Below are 16,960 nucleotides of genomic sequence, written 5' to 3' on the forward strand. Positions count from 1 at the left end.
GTTGCGCCCCGAAGACGGGCACCGATGTCACAGGTGCAAGGCGATCAACCAGGGGAGGACCACATGGGCGTCGAGGTGCAGGTGGAAGGGCTCACGAAGTCCTTCGGCGCCTCGCCCGTGTGGTCCGACGTCACGCTCACCCTGCCGGCCGGCGAGATCTCGGTGCTGCTCGGACCGTCCGGGACCGGCAAGTCGGTGTTCCTCAAGACGCTCGTCGGGCTGCTCAAGCCCGACCGCGGTGCGATAGTCGTCGACGGGCACGACCTGACGAAGCTGCGCGAGCGCGAGCTGTACGAGGTGCGCAAGCTCTTCGGCGTCCTCTTCCAGGACGGCGCGCTGTTCGGGTCGATGAACATCTACGACAACGTGGCATTCCCGCTGCGCGAGCACACCCGCAAGCCGGAGCGCGAGATCCGGGAGATCGTCGCGGAGAAGCTCGACATGGTCGGGCTCAACGGCGCCGAGACCAAGCTGCCGGGCGAGATCTCCGGCGGCATGCGCAAGCGCGCCGGGCTGGCCCGGGCGCTGGTGCTCGACCCGGAGATCGTGCTGTTCGACGAGCCGGACTCGGGCCTCGACCCGGTCCGCACCGCGTACCTCAACCAGCTCATCATCGACCTCAACCAGCAGATCGAGGCCACGTTCCTGATCGTCACGCACGACATCAACACCGCGCGGACGGTCCCGGACAACATCGGGCTCATCTACCACGGGCACCTGGCGATGTTCGGCCCGCGCGAGATGCTGCTGTCCAGCACCGAGCCGGTCGTGCGGCAGTTCCTCAACGCCCAGCGGATCGGCCCGATCGGCATGTCCGAGGAGAAGGACGCCGACGAGCTCGAGGCCGAGGCGGCGGCCGGGGCCGAGCCGCCGCCGCTGCCCCCCATCCCGCTGCAGCTGCCGCCGTCCGACGGGCGGGCGCGCCGGGCCGAGCGGGCCCCGGGCCAGTGGTGCTCGGTGCACGGCGTGACGCCGCCCGAAGGGTCGTTCCGGCAGTGACCGCCGCCGGCCTGTTCTTCGCCTTCGCCCTGGACGCCCTGCGCGGTCTGTTCCGGCGGCCGTGGCAGGTGCGCGAGTTCGTGCAGCAGGCGTGGTTCGTCAGCTCGGTCTCGATCATGCCGGCCGCGCTCGTGTCGGTCCCGTTCGGCGCGGTGATCGCCCTGCAGCTGGGGTCGCTCGTGCGTCAGCTCGGCGCTCAGTCGTTCACCGGCGCGGCGTCCGTACTCGCAGTCGTCCGGGAAGCGGGCCCGATCGTCACGGCGCTCATCATCGCGGGTGCGGGCGGCTCGGCGATCTGCGCCGACCTCGGCGCGCGGAAGATCCGCGAGGAGCTCGACGCGATGGAGGTGCTCGGCATCGACCCGCTGCAGCGCCTGGTCGCGCCCCGGATCGCCGCCACGATGCTCGTCGCGGTGCTGCTCAACGGCCTGGTCAGCGTGGTCGGGGTGGCCGGCGGCTACTTCTTCAACGTGGTGCTGCAGCACGGGACGCCCGGCGCCTACGTGGCGAGCTTCCAGGCCCTCGGCCAGCTGCCGGACCTCGTCGTCGGCGAGCTCAAGGCCCTGGTCTTCGGGGCGGTGGCGGCGCTCGTGGCCTCGTACAAGGGGATGACCGCGAAGGGCGGCCCCAAAGGCGTCGGCGACGCGGTGAACCACAGCGTCGTCATCACGTTCATGCTGCTGTTCGCGCTCAACTTCGTCATCACGGCCGTGTACTTCCAGGTCGTGCCGCAGAAGGGGAGCTGACATGGCGCTGCAACGCCTCGACGATCTCGGTGGCCAGCTGCGGTTCTATCTGCGCGCGTTCGCCTGGACACCGCGCACGCTAAGCAGGTACCACCGCGAAGTCCTGAAACTGCTCGCCGAGGTGAGTTTCGGCACCGGCGCACTCGCGGTGGCCGGCGGGACCGTGGGCGTCATCTGCTTCATGACCTTCTTCACGGGTACCGAGGTCGGCCTGCAGGGGTATCAGGCCCTCGACCAGATCGGGAGCTCGGCGTTCACCGGCTTCATATCCGCGTACTTCAACACCCGCGAGATCTCCCCGCTCGTCGCCGCGCTCGCGCTGTCGGCCACCGTGGGCTGCGGCTTCACGGCCCGGCTGGGTGCGATGCGGATCTCCGAGGAGGTCGACGCGCTCGAGGTCATGGCCGTGCCCTCGCTGCCGTTCCTCGTCACCACCCGCATGATCGCCGGGCTGATCGCCGTCGTGCCGCTCTACGTCGCCGGGCTGCTGTCGAGCTACCTCGCCACCCGGACCATGGCCATCGTCTACTTCGGACAGTCGGCGGGCACCTACGACTACTACTTCCACCTGTTCCTGCCGCCGGGCGACGTGCTCTGGTCGTTCGTGAAGGTGGTCGTGTTCAGCATCATCGTCGTGCTCGTGCACTGCTACTACGGGTACACGGCGAGCGGCGGCCCGGCCGGTGTCGGCGTGGCCGTCGGGCGCGCGGTGCGCCTGGCGATCGTCGCGGTGAACGTCGTGGACTTCTTCCTGTCGCTGGCCATCTGGGGTGCGACGACGACGGTCCGGATCGCCGGATGAGCAACCGCGTGCTCGGCATCGTCTTCATCGTGCTGCTCGGCTCGGCGCTCGGGCTGTCCGTGCTGCAGTACAACAAAGTGCTCACGCCCGGTTTACATGTCCTGCTGAAGACTTCGCACACGGGCCTGCAACTGAGCCCGGGCGCCGAGGTGAAGCTCTACGGCGTCGTCGTCGGGGAGGTGCGCAGCGTGGACAGTGACGGATCGGCAGCCACACTGCGGCTGGTGCTCGACCCCGAGCTGGCGCCGCAGATCCCGGCCGCGGTCAGCGCGCGGCTGCTGCCGAAGACGCTGTTCGGCGAGCGTTACGTGGCGCTGATCCCGCCCGCCGTCTCCGTCCGCGCCATCCAGGACGGCGACGTGATCAGCCAGGACCGCAGCTCCAGCGCACTCGAGCTGGAGCGGGTGCTCGACGACACGCTGCCGCTGCTGCAGGCCATCCAGCCCGACAAGCTCGCCGCCACCCTCGGTGCGCTCTCCACGGCGCTGGAGGGCAAGGGCGACCAGCTGGGCCGCGACATCGGCCGGCTCGACACCTACCTCGCGTCCCTCAACGAGGACATGCCGCTGATCGCCGAGGACGTGCGCCGGCTCGCGGCGGTCCTGGACGTGTACGACGGTGCGCTCCCGGACCTGCTCAACCTCCTGCGGGACGCCTCCGTCACCGCCGGCACCGTCACCGAGCAGCGCGACCAGCTCGCCACGTTCTGGACCGACACCACGGCGGCCGCCGACACCACCCGCTACTTCCTCGAGCGCCACGGCGACCAGCTCATCAAGGTCGGCGACGTGAGCCGCCCGGTGCTGGAGCTGCTCGCGGCCTACGCGCCGGAGTACCCGTGCCTGCTGCAGGGCCTCGTCGCGCTGCAGCCGCGGGTCGAGCAGGCGTTCACCGGCGGCCGGATGCACATCACGCTGGAGGTCACCCGGGACAACGGGAAGTACCTGCCCGGCGACCGCCCCGTCTACGGCGCCGACAACGGCCCGAACTGCCGCGGCCTGCCCGGTCCCGGCGTCCCGGCCCCGGGCGTGCCGATCGACGACGGCTACGACTACGGCACCGCCCACCCCGGCACCACGAAGCTCCCGGTCGGCACGATCCCGGCGACCGCGGGCACCCAGACGGTCGGCGCGCCGCCGTCGTCCGAGGCGGGCTCGCCGGAGGAGCGCAAGCTGCTCGAGCCGCTGATCGGCGGGGCGATGGGCGTGCCGCCGGTCGAGGTGCCCGACATCGCCATGCTGCTGTGGGGTCCGCTGCTGCGCGGCGCGGTGGTGGGTGCGAAATGACAAAGGACCTGCTCAAGCTGTCCGTCTTCGCGGCGGTGACGATCGCGCTGACCGCGCTGCTGGCCCAGTCGCTCGGCGCGTTCTCGGGCGGCGGCACGCAGTACCGGGCCCGGTTCACCGACGTTACCGGCCTGCTCGCCGGCGACGACGTCCGCATCGCCGGGGTCAAGGTGGGCACGGTCCGCGACATCCGGGTGGCCGACAACCGCATCGCGGAGGTCGCGTTCACTGTCGGCGAGGAGATCCCGCTCGCCGCGAGCGTGCACGCCACGATCCGCTACCGCAACCTCGTCGGCCAGCGCTACGTCGCCCTCACCGAGGGCCCGGGCGACGGCCGCCCGCTGCGCCCCGGCCAGACGATCCCGGTCGCCCAGACCACTCCCGCGCTCGACCTCACCGTCCTGTTCAACGGCTTCCGCCCGCTGTTCACCGCGCTCACGCCGCAGGCCGTCAACCAGCTGGCCTACGAGATCATCCAGGTCCTGCAGGGCGAGGGCGGCACGGTCGCCGGCCTCCTGCGCAGCACGGCCTCGCTGACCGGCACGCTGGCCGACCGTGACGCCGTGATCGGCCGGGTCATCACCAACCTGCTCAACGTGCTGTCCACTGTGGATGAGCACCGCGACGACCTCGACACCACCATCACCCGGCTCCAGCAGTTCGTCTCCGGTCTGGCCGCCGACAAGGACGCCATCGGCGACGCCCTCACCAACACGGCCGCGCTCACCGGCGCCACCGCGAGCCTGCTGCAGGACGCCCGCCCCGCGCTGCAGGCCGACATCGACCGGCTCGGCACGCTCTCGGGCACGCTCGACGACAACGCCGCCGTCATCGACAAGACGCTGCAGAACCTGCCCGGCCGCTACGCCGACCTGACCCGGGTGGCGTCGTACGGCTCCTGGTTCAACTTCTACCTGTGCGACTTCGACGGCCGGGTCACGCTGGCCGGCCAGAAGCTGGCCCCGGCCACCTTCACCTCGACCGCCGCCCGCTGCAACCCGGGAGGCGCCGCATGAGACCGTTCCGGGAGCGCAACCCGTTCGTCGTCGGGGCGATCGGGCTGGCGGTGCTGGCCGGGCTCGTGCTCGGGGCGTTCAAGGCCGACGTGCTCACCGGCCTGACCGCCACCGGCTACCGGGCGGCGTTCCGCGACGCCAGTGGGCTCGCGCCCGGCAACGAGGTGCGGGTCGCGGGCGTGCGGGTCGGCAAGGTCACCGCCGTCGGGCTGGCCCGCGGCGACGCCGGGCCCTACGTGCGGGTCTCGTTCCGCCTCGAAGACGATGACGTCCGCCTGGGTACCGCCACCCGCGCGACGATCCGCATCAAGACCGTCCTGGGGCAGAAGTACCTCGCGCTGGAGCCCACCGGCGACGGGCGGCTGGCCGCGGACGCCGAGATTCCGCTCGACCGCACGGCCGCGCCGTTCGACGTGGTGCAGGCGGTCACCGGGCTGGCCGACACGCTCGACCAGATCGACAGCACCCAGCTCGCCGACGCGTTCACCACCCTCGCCCAGGCGTTCGCCGACACTCCCGGCAGCGTGCAGTCCTCGCTCGACGGGCTGTCGCGGATCTCGAAGACGGTGAGCGACCGCGACACCGAGCTGCGGGCACTCCTGCAGCGCGCGCACGACGTGACGGGCGTCCTCGCGGCCCGCGACGACGAGTTCCGCAAGCTGGTGGCCGACGGCGACGCGCTGCTGGCCGAGGTGGCCAAGCGCCGCGACGCGATCCACGACCTGCTCGTCGGCACCAACGCCCTCGCCACCCAGCTGGCCGGGGTCGTCGCCGACAACAAAGATCGGCTCAAGCCGGCCCTGGAGCGGCTGCGCGCCGTCGTCGGCATCCTGCAGCGCGACCGCGACGACCTGGAGCTCACCCTGCAGCGGATGGGGCCGTTCGTCGCCGCCTTCGCCAACGTCACCGGCAGCGGGCGCTGGTTCGACTCCTACCTGGCCGGGCTCCTGCAGCCGTACGTCCCCGCGACGGGGGTGAAGCGGTGAGCAAGAAGCTGCTCGCCTTCGGCGTGGCCGTCGTGGTCGGCGCCGCCGTGGCCCTCGTCATCGCCGCCACCGGGCACCCGCAGCGGCGGCTCGTCGCCCACTTCACGCGGACCGTCGGCGTCCACGAGGGCTCGTCGGTGCGGGTGCTCGGGGTCCGCGTCGGCGAGGTCACAGCGGTCAGGCCGGAAGGGCGGACGGTCCGGGTCGAGATGCGCTACGACGCCGAGTGGCCGATCCCCGCCGACGCGCAGGCCGTCATCGTCCCGCCGAGCGTTGTCAGCGACAGGTATGTGCAGCTCACGCCCGCGTTCACCGGCGGCGCCACCCTCGCCGACCGGGCGGACCTGCCCGTCGGGCGGACCGCGGTGCCGATGGAGATCGACGACATCTACAAGGCCCTCGACGACTTCAACAAGGCCCTCGGGCCCGGCGGCGCCAACGCCGACGGCGCGCTCAAGGCGCTCGTGCAGACCGGGCAGGCCAACCTGCAGGGCAACGGCGACAACCTGCACATGGCGATCGACGGGCTCGACAAGGCGCTGACCACCCTCGCCGACGGCCGCGACGACCTGTTCGGCACGCTCGTCAACCTGCAGCAGTTCACCACCGCGGTGGCCGGCAGCGACGCCGCCGTGCGCGCGTTCAACCAGCGGCTGGCCGAGGTCGCCGGGCAGCTGGCCGGCGAGCGCGACGACCTGGCCGCGGCCCTGCGCGCGCTGGCCACGGCCCTGTCGGACGTGACCGCGTTCATCCGCGACAACAAGGCCACGCTGGTGTCGAACGTCGACGCGCTCGCCGACGTCACAGGCATCCTGGCCAAGCAGCAGAAGGCGATCATCGAGATCCTCGACGTGGCGCCGCTCGCGCTGTCGAACCTCAACCTCGCGTACAACCCGGGCTCCGGCACGCTCGACACCCGCGACGACGCGCTCGGGCCCTACGACGCGGCCGGTTACGTGTGTGCCGTCCTGCGCGACAACATCCCGGTCGCGCAGATCCCGCAGCAGTGCGTCGCCCTCGCCCAGACGCTCAACGGCCTCGGCCAGGCGCTCCCGCCGACGCCCGCGAAGACGGACCCGGCCAAGCCGCCCGCCCCGGCCCTGCCGACGCTGCCCGAGGTCACCCAGGACCTCACGCTCGGCGGCATCCTGCGGGGTGTGTCGTGAAGCGAACCCTGATCGCCGCGGTCGCCGGTGCCTGCCTCCTCGCCGGCGGCTGCGGCCTCCCGCTGCCCGGCGGCGCGCCGTCCGGCCCCGGATACCGGGTCACCGCCGAGTTCGAGGACGTGCTCGACCTGGTGCCGCAGGCCGCGGTCAAGGTGAACGACGTGACCGTCGGCAGCGTCGAGCAGATCTCGCTGTCCGGCTGGACGGCCCGGGTGCGGCTGCACGTCGACAACAAGGTGAGCCTGCCCGGCAACGCGGTCGCCGCGATCCGGCAGTCAAGCCTGCTCGGCGAGAAGTACGTGGCACTGGAGGCGCCGGCCACCGAGTCGCCGCGGGGCAGGCTCGCCGACGGGTCGGTCGTGCCGCTGAGCCGGACCCGGCGCTCGGCCGAGGTCGAGGAGGTGCTCGCCGCGCTCGGCCTGCTGCTCAACGGCGGCGGGCTGGCCCAGCTCAAGACCATCAACGAGGAGCTGGCGACCGCGTTGCAGGGCCGGGAGCCGGCCGCTCGCGACGCCCTGCAGCAGCTCGACACGTTCGTCGGCGGGCTCGACGCGCAGAAGGCCGACATCGTGCGCGCGCTCGACGCGCTCGACCGGCTCACGGACGCACTTTCCAGGCAACGGGCCGTCATCGGTACCGCACTGGCCTCCCTCGCGCCCGGCCTCACAGTGCTCGAGGACCAGCGCCGGCAGCTCACCGCGTCCCTGACCGCGCTCGGCGACCTGGGCAAGGTCGGCACGCAGGTCATCGCGGCGAGCCGGGACGACACCCTGGCCTCGCTCAAGGCGCTGCAGCCGCTGCTCGACCAGCTGGTCAAGGCCGGCGACGCGCTGCCGAAGTCCCTCGACTTCCTGCTGTCGTTCCCGTTCCCGCCCAACGTGAGCGGCGCCATCGTCGGCGACTACGTCAACCTCGGCGCGACAGCCGATCTCGACGCCACCACCATCCTCTCGAACCTGCTGGTGAACACCGCCCCGCCGGCGGCGCAGACGCAGACGCAGAAGCCGGCGAGCGGCTCGCAGTCGAAGCCCGGCGGCTCGGGAGGAGCGACATCGGGCAACTCCGGCTCGGGAAGCTCGTCGCAGAAGCCGCCCGTGGACGTGCCCGGCGTGATCGGCGTCCTGCCCCTCAACTGCCTGCCGATCGGCGGGCTCCTGCCGCCGGGGTGGGTGCCGCCGAAGGGCTGTGAGCTGCCGAAGGACTGCAAGCTGCTGGCCCCGGGCACGAAGGCGCCGCCCGGAAGCCTGCTGCCGCCCGGCGGGGTCGTGCCGCCCGGCACCGTGTTCCCGCCCGGGACGCTGCTGCCGCCGGGGACCGCGCTCACGCCGGCCTGCCTGCTGCCGCCCGCGACCGGGGCGACGAACGGGCAGCAGGGCGGGCTCGGCGACGTGCTCGGTGGGGGGCTGCTGCCGTGATCCGCAACTCGACGAAGCTGCAGGTGCTGGCCTTCCTGGTGGCCGGACTCATCGGGGTCGTGTACGTCGGGCTCGAATACGTGGGCCTCGGCGACCGGCTGCTCGGCCGCGGCACCACCGTCTACGCCGATCTGGCCCAGGCCGGCGGGCTGTTCGCGAACGCGCCCGTCACCTACCGGGGCGTGCCCGTCGGTCGGGTCGAGTCCGTGACCCTCCACGACCAGGGGGCGCGGGCCCGGCTGCACCTCGACGACGGGGTGCGGGTGCCGGCGGACACGAGGGCGATCGTCGGGCAGCGCTCGGCGGTCGGCGAGCAGTTCCTGGACCTGCGCCCGGACGGCGAGTCCGGGCCGTTCCTGCGCGACGACTCCGTGATCCCGCGCGAGCGCACCGGCGTCCCGCTCGCCCCGGAGACGCTGCTGGCCAACCTGGACGCGCTCGTGCAGTCCGTCGACCCGCAGGCGCTGACGGTCGTCATCGACGAGCTCGGCACCGCCTTCGAGGGCAACGAGCAGGCTCTCCGGCACCTGCTCGACGCGGCCGAGCTCCTGCTCGACTCGGCCACGGCGACGCTGCCGCAGACGCACACGCTGCTGGCCGACGGGCGGACGGTCCTGCAGACGCAGCAGGAGTCGGCGCAGGCGATCCGGCAGTGGGCGGCCGGCCTGGCCCAGATCGCGGCGACACTGCGCTCGTCCGACGCCGACCTGCGCCGGATCATCGCCGACGCACCGCCGGCCGCCCGTGAGCTGGTCTCGCTGCTCGACGGCCTCGACCCGTCGATAGGCCCGCTGCTGGGCAACCTGATCGCGGTCAACGGGGTCGCGGCGCGCCGGCTGCCGGGCATCGAGCAGATCCTGGTGGTGTATCCGCTCGTCGTCGCGGGCGGCTTCACCGTCACGCCCGGCGACGGTACCGCCCACTTCGGCCTGGTCCTCAACGTCAACGACCCTCCGCCCTGCAACTACGCGACCTCGGCGAAGTGCAGCCTGGTGCGCGGCACCGGCAACGCGCCCCGCCCCGGCACCTCCGGCGACCCGGGCGCACCCGGCGGCCCGGGCTCACCGTCGGTCGACCCCGCGACCGGCACAGTCCTCGCCGCCGACGGCAACCCACTGCTCTTCGGCACCACCGGCGGCCAGTACGCCCTCGCCGGCGACCAGTCCTGGAAACAGCTCCTACTCGCCGGCCTGACGCCGTGAAGGAGGACCCCATGCGCACAGCCACGGCCCACCACCCGCGCCGACCCGCGCCCCCCGCCGCCGGCGGCCGCGCCACGGTGAGCGGTCCCGCCGGCGGCGGTCACCTGTGCGGCCGGCGGTCGGCGCCGGCCGGTGGCGGCCGTGAAGGAGGGTCCCGTGCCCGCGTCTGAGGAGCGTGGCCTGCGGCTCGTGGCGGGCGGTGCGGAGTCGTCCGGGCGGCCCGAGGCGTCCGAGGTCACGCCGCGCAGTGTCCGGCGGCGGGCGGCGGCCCGGCGGCGGGCTCCGGTGAGCCGGCGCCGGGACACGATTGCGCACGTCCTCGCCCATCTGGACGAGGAGCCCGAGGTGCTCGACACCTCTTCTGACGTTGCTCCAGACGAGGATGACGCCGGGAAGCGTTCTCGTCGGCGAGCGGCGCCGCGCCGGCGGGGGCCCGCCCAGCCGGTGCGGCGCCGTCTCGCGAAGCCCGTGCAGCGGCGCCGGCTCGCGCGGCCGTCGCTGCGGACAGTGCTCCTGGCGCTGCTGGTCTGCGCGGCGGTGGCGGCGGCCGCGGCGGCCGGCCAGCGGTGGTACGCCGGGCGCGCGCTCGACCAGGCCCAGCAGCAGGCGCTCGCCGCGGCGAGGCAGACGACCGTCGACTTCGTGTCGGTGAGCGCCGGCAGCGTCGACCGCGACCTCCAGCGGATCGTGGCCGGTGCGACAGGTGACTTCCGCGACGAGTTCACCCGCGGCCAGGCCCAGGTCCGGGCGGCGGTCGTCGAGAACAACGTCGACTCGAAGGGCACGGTGCTCCGAGCCGCCCTGGTCTCCGGGGACCGGCATTCGGCGGTGGTACTCGTCGCCGTCGACGCCACCGTCAAGAACGCCAAGGCCCCGGAGGGTCGCGCGTCGCACTATCGCATCCAGGTCGACATGGCCCGGGACCGCGACTCCGGCCGCTGGCTGGTGGCCAAGCTGCAGTTCGTCGGCTGACTCGAGGAGGTACCAATGAAGCGGCTTCTGCTTGTTGTTCTGGTCCTGCTCGGGCTGGCCGGCGCCGGCCGGTACTACGCCGACCAGCACCACCGCCGCGACGTCGCCGTGCGCCAGTCCACGGCCGCCGCGAACGCCGCGGCCCAGGCGATCTTCTCGTACGACTACCGCAGCTTCGACGCCAGCGTGGCCAACGGCAAGGGGTTCGCGACGGGGGGCTTCGCCGACGAATACGCGCAGACGACCGCGGCCCTGAAGAGCAACGCGGTGGCCGAGCAGGCCATCGTGCGCGCGTCGGTCTCCGCCACCGGCGTCGTGAGCGCGAGCCCGTCCCAGGTGGAGCTGCTGCTGTACGTCGACCAGTACCGCCGCAACGCCAACATCACCGGCGAGAAGGTCGACCAGAACCGCGTGGTCCTCACCATGGTCCCGGTCGCCGGCTCGTGGAAGGTCTCCCACGCCATCGCCGTCTGAGCGGCGCCGGTCGCCGCCGGCGGCCGGGGGCAGTGACCGGCGCCGGGCCCGCGCGTGCGGAAGGCCGGGGTCGCGGAAACCGGTTGCGTCGCGGGGGTCGGTGGGTATCGGGTGGAGATATGGACGTGGACGAGATCCTTGCGCGCTTCGACCGGGAGGTCCGGCAGCGGCCGCAGGAGGGGCCCGGTGCGGTGATCGAACGGGAGCCGGGGGTCGTGCGGGTGCTGGGTGGCGATGACGGGTGGACCGGGATCACGTGGTCCGGGCTCGGCGGGCTGGACGCCGACGAGGTCATCGCCGAGCAGGTGCGGCGGTTCGCCGGGGCGCCCTGGGAGTGGAAGCTGTACTCCCATGACGAGCCGGCCGACCTCGCCGAGCGGCTCCTGGACGCCGGGTTCGAGCCGGGCCCGCCCGAGGCGCTGCTGGTGGCCGAGGTCGCCGGGCTGCCGCAGGACGTCGTGCTGCCGGACGGGGTGCGGCTGGTGCCGGTGAGCGGGGCGGACGCGGCGGCGATGGTGGTGCGGGTGCACGACGAGGTGTTCGAGGGCGATCACTCGGCGATCGGGCGGCATCTGCTGGAGCGGCCCGACGACGTGAAGGCGGTGGTCGCGGTGGCGGGCGACCGGCCCATCTGCGCGGGGCGCATCGAGCTGCACCGGGGTACGCAGTTCGCGAGCCTCTGGGGCGGCGGGACCGTCGAGGACTGGCGCGGGCGCGGCGTGTTCAAGGCCCTGGTGGCCTACCGGGCGGCCCAGGCGGCCCGGGCCGGATACCGCTACCTGCAGGTCGACGCCAGCGACGACAGCCGGCCGATCCTGCAGCGGCTCGGGTTCGTGCGGCTGGCCACGACGACACCGTTCGTGCACGCATGACCCACCGGTCGCGGCTGTTCGCGGTCCTCATCGACGTCCCCGGGGAAGACCGCGACGCCGCCACCCGGTTTTGGGCGGCGGCGCTGGGGGCCGACGCGGCCGTCGAGGCGCACGAGCCCCAGTTCACCAGCCTGGCCGGCGGGATCGTCAAGGCCGCCCTGCAGCAGATCGAGGGCGAGGCGCGCTACCACCTCGACTTCGAGACCGACGACCTCGACGCCGAGGTGGCGCGGCTGCGGGCGCTGGGGGCCGAGCCCGTCTCGCGGTATCTCGACTGCCACGTGCTGCGAGCCCCCGGCGGCCACCTGCTGTGCGTGCTCCCGGTCCACGGCGACCGCGACGAGTTCGAGGCCACGGCCAGGGTCTGGGGCTAGGACTGCCGCCGGCGCGCCTTGACGTGGCGCATGATGAGCGCGCCGGCGCAGGCCAGGACGGCGACGCCGGAGACGGCGCCCAGGATCGGGTTCACGGTGGACAGGGCGGCGTTGAACCCGGCGGCGACGGCCAGGGCGGCCCACAGCAGCGTCGTCGTGCGGCGGTCGTTCGTCATGATGGCCTCCAGGGACCGGATGCGGCGGGAACTGCTGACACCGGCAACGCTATGAATGGGCCGTCGCGCCGGCGATGCCCTGCGCTGCACAACCCGGGTACCGCAGGCTGTACTTTCGGCGCATGGCTTCCTCGGCCCGGGGCCGCGCCGCCCTCGACGCGCTCGCGCGGCTCGTCGGCGGGCTCGCCACGGCCATGCTCGCGTTCATCGCGCTGCTGACCTGCGTCGTGACCCTCCTCGCGAGCGCGGCCGGCATCGGGCTGGTGGTGGCGCCGTTCGCGGTACAGCTGCTGCGTCTCGTGGCTGACCGGGAGCGCGACCGGCTGTCGCGGACCGGGCCGGAGCTGCTCGGGCACCTGCCCGCGCCGACCCGTGTGCGGGCCGTGTTCACCGACCGCACGGTCCGGCGGGAGCTGCTCTGGGCCGCGATCCACGGCACGGCCGGGCTGTTCATCGGCGTCTTCGGCATCGCGCTGCCGGTGAACGTGCTGCGCGACGGCTCGTTCCCGCTCTGGTACCGCTACGTCCCGGAGGAGGGCCGCACGGCGTCGATCGGGTTGGGCGTGGTGCACTCGCTCACCGGGGCGCTCGGCGTGTCGGCCCTGGCGCTGGTGTGGCTGTTCCTGCTGTTCTACGGCACGCCGGTGCTGGCCCGGGCCCAGGAGGCGCCCGGGCGCAAGCTCCTGGCCCCGCCGCCCGGCACCGACCTGATGCTGCGGGTCGCCGAGCTGACCGCGACCCGGGCGGCGGCGCTCGACGCCCACGCGACCGAGCTGCGGCGGATCGAGCGGGCACTGCACGACGGCACCCAGAACCGCATCGTGGCGGTGAGCGTCCTGCTTGGCGCGGCCCGGCGGGCCGTCGGGCGGGACCCGGCGACGGCCGACGAGATCCTCGAGCGGGCCCAGAGCGCGGCCGAGGCGGCCCTGGCCGACCTGCGGGCGGTGGTGCGGACGATCCTGCCGCCGGTGCTCACCGACCGCAGCCTGCCCGACGCGCTGCGCTCGCTGGCCGCGAACTGCGCGGTGCGCGTCGACGTCGACGCCGAACTGCCCGTGCGGTGCGCGGCGTCGGTGGAGGCGACGGCGTACTTCGTCGCGGCCGAGGCCCTCACCAACGTCGCCAAGCACAGCGGCGCCGAGCACGCCACCCTCCGCCTGCGCCGCACCGGCGACCGGCTGCACCTGACCGTCACCGACGACGGTCACGGCGGCGCGGACGAGCACGCCGGGTCGGGCCTGACCGGCATCCGGCAGCGGGTCCAGGCCCATGACGGCATCGTCGATCTGACCAGCCCCGTGGGCGGTCCGACCACCCTGAAAGTGAGCATCCCGTGCGGATCGTGATCGCCGAGGACGACGCCCTGCTGCGCGAGGGCCTGGCCATGCTGCTGCGGGCCGAGTCGCTCGACGTCGTGGCGACGGCGGACAACCCGACGACGTTCCTGGCCGCTGTCGACGAGCACAAGCCGGACGTGGCGATCGTCGACGTGCGGATGCCCCCGACCCATACGGACGAGGGCATCGTGGCCGCGGTCGAGGCGCGCCGGCGGATGCCCGACCTCGCGGTGCTGGTGCTGTCGGCCTACGTCGAGCAGGCGTTCGCGACCGACCTGCTGGCCGTGGGCGGGGCGCGGCTCGGCTACCTGCTGAAGGAGCGCGTCGGCCGGGTCGAGGAGTTCCTCGCGGCGCTGCACCGGGTCGCCGGCGGCGGCACCGCGATCGACCCCGACGTCGTCGCGCAGCTGCTGAGCCGCAGCCGCCCCGACGCCCGCCTGGAGCGCCTCAGCGCCCGGGAGCGGGAGGTCCTGGCGCTGATGGCCGAGGGCCTGGGCAACACCGCGATCGCCGAGCGCCTGTTCGTCACCGACGGGGCCGTGCACAAGCACATCCGCAGCATCTTCGCCAAGCTGGAGCTGGCCCCCGACGACCGCACGGATCGCCGGGTGGCCGCGGTGCTGCACTACCTGGAGGCGTCCTGAAGCTGCGGCCGGGCCGCGGCTCGGCGTCCAGGCTCTGCGCCGGCCGGGGTGCAGCCGGCGCTACCCGCGCATCTTGGCCACGGCGGCGAGCAGCTCGGACTGGGTGATCGGGCCGGAGGTGCGGCCGCTGCGGGCCTCGCCCATGGCCTTGTCGAGCTGGGCCCGGCGCAGCGCCTCCTTGAGGTCGGCCCCGGTCAGGCCGGTCGCCGCCGCGGCCAGGGCGTCGGTGTCGACGTCCTCGGCGAACATCCGGAACCCGGGCCGCTCGTGCCGCGCAATGAGCGCGCGGATCTGCTTGGTGAGGATCTGGGCCCGAGCGGCGGGACCCGGCAGCGGTACCGCCAGCTTGAGATCGAAGCGCCCGGAGCGCACGAGCGACGCGTCGACCCGGTCGGGGAAGTTGGTCGTCGCCACGACGATGACGTTCGGATTGGCCTCGATGAGCGTGTTCATCTCCTGCTTGAAGATGCCGGCGACCGCGTTGATCATCTGCCCGGCGGCGTCGAACGCGGCCCCCGTGTAGCTGATGATCGAGTCGAACTCGTCGAAGAGCAGCACCGTCGGCCGGCGCAGGCCGCGGGCCTCGGTGAAGATCTTCTGGATGTTCTTCTCCGAGTTGCCGACCCACTTGTCGAGGATCTCGGGGGTGCGGATCTCGCGCAGGTCGCCGCCGATCTCGTTGGCCAGGGCCTGGGCCAGCATCGTCTTGCCGGTGCCGGGCGGCCCGTAGAGCAGGATGCCCTGCGGACGCGTCGCGCCCCAGCGGGCCATGACCTCCGGGTGCCGGAAGGACACGGCGACGTCACGGAACTGGGCGACCACGTCCTCGAGTCCGCCCACGTCGTCCAGCCGGACGCCGTCGGGCCCGCCCTCCACCGCGGCCGCCGGGCTCACCGTCACGGGCCCGTCGGCGCCGATGACCTGCATGATCGCGAGGACGAGCGCGGCCAGGGAGCTCGAGCGCAGTACCAGATCCGGACCCTGCTCCTGCACGTGGACCGCCGGATCGTCGACGTCCGCGGCCCGGACCGGCCGGGTGCCGCGGGCGACGCCTATCGCGATGATCGTGCCGAGGACCGCCCCGGGCAGCCCGAGCAGCCGGAACAGCGCCCCGCCGGCCGCCCCGCCCGCGAACAGCTTGGCGAACGCGGGCAGGCTGAACGCGCCGCGCACCCACCGCGCCCGGTATCCGTCCGGCTCGACGACGATCTCGATGCCGCGGTTGGGCAGGTCGTGCCCGACCACGTCCCCGGCGCTCAGCCGGTGCCCGTCGACGATCCGCACCACCCGCCCGCCGACATCGACAACCTCGATCTCGGGTCGCAGCTCAAGCTCGGCCATGTGTTCGAGTCTGCCACGCAATCGCCCGCCCGGCCGGGTTGTGCGCGGGCCGCTGTTTCTCGGCTCCGGCCGCGCAGGACCGGACAAATTACGGATACTGGACAAGATCGCCGACTGGAGCGAAGACGTCTGGACATGAAACATCCCCGGAGTAACGTCCCGGGGGATACGAGAGGGGTGTCATGCTCGAACGGTTCAACGGCCTCGCGCCCGAGGCCGCTGAGGCGGCCCTGCTCGCCTGCTGCGCGTCGCCGGGCTGGGCGGCCCGGGTGGCGGCGGCGCGGCCGTACCGGACGGCCGCCGACCTGGTGGTGGCCGGTGTGACAGCGTACGACGAGCTCGGCTGGGGCGAGCTGCAGCGGGTCCTCGCGGCGCACCCGCGGATCGGGCAGCGCCCGTCGGGCGGCGGCGCCGAGGCCGCGTGGTCCCGCCGCGAGCAGTCCGGGGTGGAGGGGGCGGCGGACGAGCTGGCCCAGGTCAACGAGGCCTACGAGCGCCGGTTCGGCCACCTGTTCCTGATCTTCGCGACCGGCAAGTCGGCCGAGGAGGTCCTCGCCGCCGCCCGTGGCCGCCTGCGCAACGACGACGACGCCGAGCGCGTGGTCGTCCGCGGCGAGCTGCGCAAGATCGTCGAGCTGCGGCTCGAGCGGCTGGCGGACGCGGAGGTCGCATGAGCGGTACGGAGCGCAGCGGAGTGGCCGCTCATCAGCAGTGCAGCTCGGAGCTCAGGCCGGCGCCGGAGCTTGCGGAGGTGGCGGCATGAGCGGTACGGAGCGCAGCGGAGTGGCCGCTCAACAGTGTTGCAGGGTGGAGCTCGGGCCGGCGCCGGAGCTTGCGGAGGTGCTGGCATGAGCGTGTCCACGCACGTGCTGGACACCGCCCGGGGCATTCCGGCCGCGGGGGTGCCGATCCGCCTGGAGACCGCCGACGCGATAGTCGTCGGCGACGGCGTCACCGACGAGGACGGGCGGCTGCGCTGGGACGACGCGGGCACCGGCCGCTACCGGCTCGTCATCGACACCGCCGCCTATCTCGGGCCCGACGCCTTCTTCCCCGAGGTCGCCATCGCGTTCACCGTCGCCGACGCCCGCCACCACCACGTCCCGCTGCTGCTGAGCCCGTTCGGCTATTCGACCTACCGGGGGAGCTGAG

At 73.2% G+C, this 16,960-nt stretch carries 19 protein-coding genes; 17 read left to right on the top strand and 2 right to left on the bottom strand.

Features of this window, described 5'->3' with window-relative positions:
* The first annotated feature begins 63 nt into the window (after positions 1 to 63).
* From Dvina_RS12005 to Dvina_RS12065, 13 genes are all read left to right on the top strand, one after another.
* Complete coding sequence (locus Dvina_RS12005) at positions 64 to 999, top strand: ABC transporter ATP-binding protein (protein WP_223102517.1); 936 nt, start codon at positions 64 to 66, stop codon at positions 997 to 999.
* Positions 996 to 1,745, top strand: a complete 750-nt coding sequence (locus Dvina_RS12010) for an MlaE family ABC transporter permease (RefSeq protein WP_223102518.1) — start codon at positions 996 to 998, stop codon at positions 1,743 to 1,745. Before Dvina_RS12005 ends, Dvina_RS12010 begins: the two co-directional genes overlap by 4 nt.
* A 1-nt stretch (position 1,746) precedes the next feature.
* Positions 1,747 to 2,547: an MlaE family ABC transporter permease gene (locus Dvina_RS12015; protein WP_223102519.1), complete on the top strand. Its 801-nt coding sequence runs from the start codon at positions 1,747 to 1,749 to the stop codon at positions 2,545 to 2,547.
* Positions 2,544 to 3,833, top strand: a complete 1,290-nt coding sequence (locus Dvina_RS12020) for an MCE family protein (protein WP_223102520.1) — start codon at positions 2,544 to 2,546, stop codon at positions 3,831 to 3,833. Before Dvina_RS12015 ends, Dvina_RS12020 begins: the two co-directional genes overlap by 4 nt.
* The gene (locus tag Dvina_RS12025; protein ID WP_223102521.1) at positions 3,830 to 4,849 is read left to right on the top strand and encodes an MCE family protein; all 1,020 of its coding nucleotides are present in this window, start codon (positions 3,830 to 3,832) and stop codon (positions 4,847 to 4,849) included. The genes Dvina_RS12020 and Dvina_RS12025 overlap by 4 nt, the downstream gene beginning before the upstream one ends.
* Positions 4,846 to 5,835, top strand: coding sequence for an MCE family protein (locus Dvina_RS12030; protein WP_223102522.1), 990 nt, complete (start codon positions 4,846 to 4,848; stop codon positions 5,833 to 5,835). Before Dvina_RS12025 ends, Dvina_RS12030 begins: the two co-directional genes overlap by 4 nt.
* Positions 5,832 to 7,001 carry an MCE family protein gene (locus tag Dvina_RS12035; protein WP_246656170.1) on the top strand — a complete coding sequence of 390 codons (1,170 nt, stop codon included), beginning with the start codon at positions 5,832 to 5,834 and terminating at the stop codon, positions 6,999 to 7,001. Before Dvina_RS12030 ends, Dvina_RS12035 begins: the two co-directional genes overlap by 4 nt.
* Positions 6,998 to 8,416, top strand: coding sequence for an MCE family protein (locus tag Dvina_RS12040; RefSeq protein ID WP_246656171.1), 1,419 nt, complete (start codon positions 6,998 to 7,000; stop codon positions 8,414 to 8,416). The genes Dvina_RS12035 and Dvina_RS12040 overlap by 4 nt, the downstream gene beginning before the upstream one ends.
* Positions 8,413 to 9,618: an MlaD family protein gene (locus Dvina_RS12045; protein WP_223102523.1), complete on the top strand. Its 1,206-nt coding sequence runs from the start codon at positions 8,413 to 8,415 to the stop codon at positions 9,616 to 9,618. The genes Dvina_RS12040 and Dvina_RS12045 overlap by 4 nt, the downstream gene beginning before the upstream one ends.
* 156 nt (positions 9,619 to 9,774) lie before the next feature.
* Entirely contained in the window at positions 9,775 to 10,590 is an 816-nt protein-coding gene (locus Dvina_RS12050; RefSeq protein ID WP_223102524.1) for a hypothetical protein, read from the top strand.
* A 15-nt stretch (positions 10,591 to 10,605) separates the two neighbouring features.
* Complete coding sequence (locus Dvina_RS12055) at positions 10,606 to 11,064, top strand: hypothetical protein (protein ID WP_223102525.1); 459 nt, start codon at positions 10,606 to 10,608, stop codon at positions 11,062 to 11,064.
* Between the two features lie 119 nt (positions 11,065 to 11,183).
* Complete coding sequence (locus tag Dvina_RS12060; RefSeq protein ID WP_223102526.1) at positions 11,184 to 11,936, top strand: GNAT family N-acetyltransferase; 753 nt, start codon at positions 11,184 to 11,186, stop codon at positions 11,934 to 11,936.
* Complete coding sequence (locus tag Dvina_RS12065) at positions 11,933 to 12,310, top strand: VOC family protein (RefSeq protein WP_223102527.1); 378 nt, start codon at positions 11,933 to 11,935, stop codon at positions 12,308 to 12,310. The genes Dvina_RS12060 and Dvina_RS12065 overlap by 4 nt, the downstream gene beginning before the upstream one ends.
* Here Dvina_RS12065 and Dvina_RS12070 read toward each other — a convergent pair.
* The gene (locus Dvina_RS12070) at positions 12,307 to 12,486 is read right to left on the bottom strand and encodes a hypothetical protein (protein WP_223102528.1); all 180 of its coding nucleotides are present in this window, start codon (positions 12,484 to 12,486) and stop codon (positions 12,307 to 12,309) included. The two genes, Dvina_RS12065 and Dvina_RS12070, sit on opposite strands and share 4 nt — an antisense overlap.
* Positions 12,487 to 12,608: 122 nt before the next feature.
* Here Dvina_RS12070 and Dvina_RS12075 point away from each other — a divergent pair, with 122 nt between their 5' ends.
* Together Dvina_RS12075 and Dvina_RS12080 are read left to right on the top strand one after the other, a co-directional pair.
* Positions 12,609 to 13,832: a sensor histidine kinase gene (locus tag Dvina_RS12075; RefSeq protein ID WP_223102529.1), complete on the top strand. Its 1,224-nt coding sequence runs from the start codon at positions 12,609 to 12,611 to the stop codon at positions 13,830 to 13,832.
* Complete coding sequence (locus Dvina_RS12080) at positions 13,820 to 14,467, top strand: response regulator transcription factor (RefSeq protein ID WP_223102530.1); 648 nt, start codon at positions 13,820 to 13,822, stop codon at positions 14,465 to 14,467. The genes Dvina_RS12075 and Dvina_RS12080 overlap by 13 nt, the downstream gene beginning before the upstream one ends.
* A gap of 60 nt (positions 14,468 to 14,527) precedes the next feature.
* Here the strand turns inward: Dvina_RS12080 and Dvina_RS12085 are convergent, their stop codons facing one another.
* Entirely contained in the window at positions 14,528 to 15,808 is a 1,281-nt protein-coding gene (locus tag Dvina_RS12085; protein ID WP_246656172.1) for an ATP-binding protein, read from the bottom strand.
* Between the two features lie 182 nt (positions 15,809 to 15,990).
* Here Dvina_RS12085 and uraD point away from each other — a divergent pair, with 182 nt between their 5' ends.
* Positions 15,991 to 16,482: a 2-oxo-4-hydroxy-4-carboxy-5-ureidoimidazoline decarboxylase gene (uraD, locus tag Dvina_RS12090; protein WP_223102532.1), complete on the top strand. Its 492-nt coding sequence runs from the start codon at positions 15,991 to 15,993 to the stop codon at positions 16,480 to 16,482.
* Between the two features lie 174 nt (positions 16,483 to 16,656).
* A complete protein-coding gene (uraH, locus tag Dvina_RS12095; protein ID WP_223102533.1) occupies positions 16,657 to 16,959 on the top strand; it encodes a hydroxyisourate hydrolase in 303 nt (100 codons plus the stop codon).
* Position 16,960 lies beyond the last annotated feature (1 nt).

It is taken from the genome of Dactylosporangium vinaceum (assembly GCF_019904175.1).
Taxonomy (GTDB): domain Bacteria; phylum Actinomycetota; class Actinomycetes; order Mycobacteriales; family Micromonosporaceae; genus Dactylosporangium; species Dactylosporangium vinaceum.